This is a genomic window from Mycobacterium sp. 1165196.3 (assembly GCF_001673415.1).
Lineage (GTDB): Bacteria > Actinomycetota > Actinomycetes > Mycobacteriales > Mycobacteriaceae > Mycobacterium > Mycobacterium europaeum_A.
The window spans coordinates 1-3,269 of the sequence record NZ_LZLU01000070.1 but is presented as its reverse complement, the minus strand read 5'-3'; the positions used below and the strand labels follow the sequence as shown (position 1 = coordinate 3,269).

Sequence of the window (3,269 nt, the reverse complement as noted above, 5' to 3'; positions counted from 1 at the left end):
TAGGTGCCGTCGGGGTTGAGGCAGTCGGCCAGGGTGCGGGCCAGCCCGGCGAGTTGTTCGGGGCGAAACCGGCTGCCTTCGGCGGCCAATCGCGCTTCGGCCCGCTCGCGGGTGGGCATGTCGATCCAGCCGGGCAGCTGGTGGTAGAACTTGCGGATCACCGCCACCTGGCCCGCGCCCAGCTCGCCCCGGCGTTGTCCGGCGGCGGTGGCGGGCAGCATCGGGCCCAGCGGTTCGCCGGTCAGGCCGTGGCGCGGGCCCAGATCGCGTGCCTCGTTGAGGCGGCGGGCGGCTTCGGCGCGGCTGATCAGGGTCGCCTCGGCGATGGCCTGGACTGCTGTGCCGCCGAGTTCGACCGACGGTGCTTGGCGGGCCAGGGAATTGATCACGGGGTGCTCGACGGCTGGGATGCGCCGGCGCTGCTTTTCGCAGCGCGCCAACACCGCCAACTGCTGCCGGGGCTTCAGGGCATCGACGTTCAGCGCGCACACGCGATCCCAGGCGGCATCGAGCGCGTCGAACGCCGCCTCGACATCCTGCTCATCACTCACACCGCCAAACTAGCGGCACCCACCGACAAAAATCGGCCGAGAAATCGCCATAGATTCACACTCGCGCAAATAATTTCGTGGGGGTCACGGTGTCGCACGGTGATCGACCGTGCCAAGGATGTAAGACCACCTCGCCCAAATCGCCATAGATTCACACTCGCGCAATTCATTTAGAATTCGCGACCGCTCCGGCTCGGCGCGCAGCACAGGCCCAGACGATCTTGCCGGATTTCTCGGACCAAGACCTGCCGATCGAGGTCCCGCGTCTTGTCGGTGCGCAGACCTAAACTCTCGATGCCCAGGTAAACACGCACTTCGAAAGGGGGTCGCCGGCATGCGATTCCTGCACACCGCCGACTGGCAGTTGGGCATGACCCGGCACTTCCTCGCCGGTGACGCCCAGCCGCGGTATTCGGCGGCTCGCCGCGACGCGGTTTCCGGTCTGGGCGCCCTGGCGGCCGAGGTGGGCGCCGAGTTCGTCGTGGTGTCGGGCGACGTCTTCGAACACAATCAGCTTCCGCCCAAGGTCATCGGGCAGTCCCTGGAAGCCATGCGCGCCATCGGAATTCCGGTGTACCTGCTGCCGGGCAACCACGATCCCCTCGACGCCTCGTCGGTGTACAGCAGCGCGCTGTTCACCTCCGAGCGTCCCGACAACGTCGTGGTGCTCGACCGGGCCGGCGTGCACCAGGTGCGTCCCGGGCTGGAAATCGTCGCCGCGCCGTGGCGGTCGAAGGTCCCGACCACCGACCTGGTCGCCGACGTCCTCGACGACCTGCCCGCTGCCGCGGGCACCCGGATCCTGGTGGCGCACGGCGGCGTGGACGTCCTGGATCCCGATCGGGACAAGCCCTCGCTGATCCGGCTCGCCACCGTTGACGACGCGCTGTCCCGCGGTGCGGTGCACTATGTGGCGCTGGGGGACAAGCACTCGCTCACCCGGGTCGGCGACAGCGGCCGGGTCTGGTATTCCGGCTCCCCGGAGGTCACCAACTTCGACGACGTGGAAGCCGACCCAGGCCATGTCCTGATCGTCGACGTCGACGAGGCCGACCCGCAACGCGCGGTGTCCGTGACGCCGCGACACGTCGGAAGCTGGCGGTTCGTCACCTTGCGCCGACAGGTCGACTCCAGCCGTGACATCGCCGATCTCGACTTGAACCTCGACCTGATGACCGAGAAGGACCGGACCGTGGTGCGCCTGGCGCTGACCGGTTCGCTGACGGTCACCGACCGCGCCGCGCTGGACGCCTGCCTGGACAAATACGCACGGCTATTCGGCCACCTGCGCACGTGGGACAGCCACACCGACCTGGCGGTGATCCCGGCCGACGGCGAGTTCAGCGATCTGGGCATCGGAGGTTTCGCCGCCGCAGCGGTCGAAGAGCTGGTGGCGACGGCGCGCGAGGAGGACCCCGCCACCGCCGTGGACGCGCAGGCCGCGCTGGCGCTGCTGCTGCGCCTCACCGACCGGGGTGCGGCGTGAAGCTGCACCGGCTGATCCTGACCAACTACCGCGGGATTTCGCACCGGGACATCGAATTCCCCGATCACGGCGTCGTGGTGGTGTGTGGCGCGAACGAGATCGGCAAGTCGTCGATGATCGAAGCCCTGGACCTGCTGTTGGAGGCCCGGGACCGTTCGACGAAGAAGGAAGTCAAACAGGTCAAGCCCACCCACAGCGACGTCGGCTCCGAGGTGTCCGCCGAAATAAGCTGCGGCCCTTACCGTTTCGTCTACCGCAAGCGGTTTCACAAGAAGTGTGAGACCGAGCTGACGGTCATCCGGCCGTGCCGCGAACAGCTGACCGGTGACGAAGCCCACGAGCGGGTCCGGGCGATGCTGGCCGAGACGGTGGACAGCGACCTGTGGCATGCCCAGCGGGTGCTGCAGTCCGCGTCGACCGCCGCGGTGGATTTGTCCGGGTGCGACGCGCTGTCCCGCGCGCTCGATGTCGCCGCCGGCGACAGCGGAGGGTTGTGCGGCACCGAGCCATTGCTCATCGAACGCATCGACGCCGAATACGGGCGTTACTTCACCCCGACCGGACGCCCTACAGGCGAGTGGGCCGCCGCGATCGCTCGGCTGGCCGACGCCGAGGCCGCGGTTGCCGAGTGCGCGGCCGCGGTCGCCGAGGTCGACGAGCGGGTGGCCCGCCACGCCGTGTTGACCCAGCAGGTCGCCGACCTCTCCCAGCAACGGATCGCCGCCGGCCCGCGGGTGGCCGCCGCGCAGGAAGCCGCCGATAACGTCGCCGCGCTCACCGCGCAGCAGCGCGAAGCCCAGCTGGTCGCCGACGCCGCGGTCGCCACCGCCACCGCCGCGGGCGGCGCCCACACCGCACGCCGGCAACTGCTGGCCGAAATCGACACGCGCGCCGAGGCTGTGGCCGAAGCGCAAGCGCAGGCCGAAGAAGCCGCCGCCGCCCAGGCCGCGGCGCATGCGGAGGCCGAAGCGTCCGACGCCGCGCTGCACCAGGCCACCGAGGCCCTGGCCGAGCTGCACCGCCAGGCCGACTCCGCGCGGTGCACGGTCGACCGGCTCGCCGACCGCGAAGAGGCCGACCGGCTGACCGCCAGGTTGGCCAGGATCGACGCCATCGAGCGGGATCGCGAGCGGATCGGCGCCGAGCTCACCACCATCGCGGTCACCGAGCCGGTGCTGCGCCGCATCGAGGACGCCGCGGCCGCCGTCGACCGCACCGGCGACCAGTTGGCG

General features: G+C 69.9%; 3 protein-coding genes. 2 read left to right on the top strand and 1 reads right to left on the bottom strand.

Features of this window, described 5'->3' with window-relative positions:
* Positions 1 to 551: DUF222 domain-containing protein (locus tag A5659_RS06760; RefSeq protein ID WP_156748877.1), on the bottom strand; the 551-nt coding region annotated here is incomplete at its 3' end.
* A 334-nt stretch (positions 552 to 885) separates the two neighbouring features.
* On the opposite strand from A5659_RS06760, the gene A5659_RS06755 reads away from it, so the two are divergent.
* Both A5659_RS06755 and A5659_RS06750 read left to right on the top strand, forming a co-directional pair.
* Positions 886 to 2,037 (top strand): exonuclease SbcCD subunit D, encoded by a 1,152-nt coding sequence (locus tag A5659_RS06755; protein ID WP_066873543.1) that lies wholly within the window; start codon positions 886 to 888, stop codon positions 2,035 to 2,037.
* On the top strand, positions 2,034 to 3,269 hold a 1,236-nt coding region (locus A5659_RS06750; protein ID WP_156748875.1), incomplete at its 3' end, for an AAA family ATPase. The genes A5659_RS06755 and A5659_RS06750, both read left to right, overlap by 4 nt.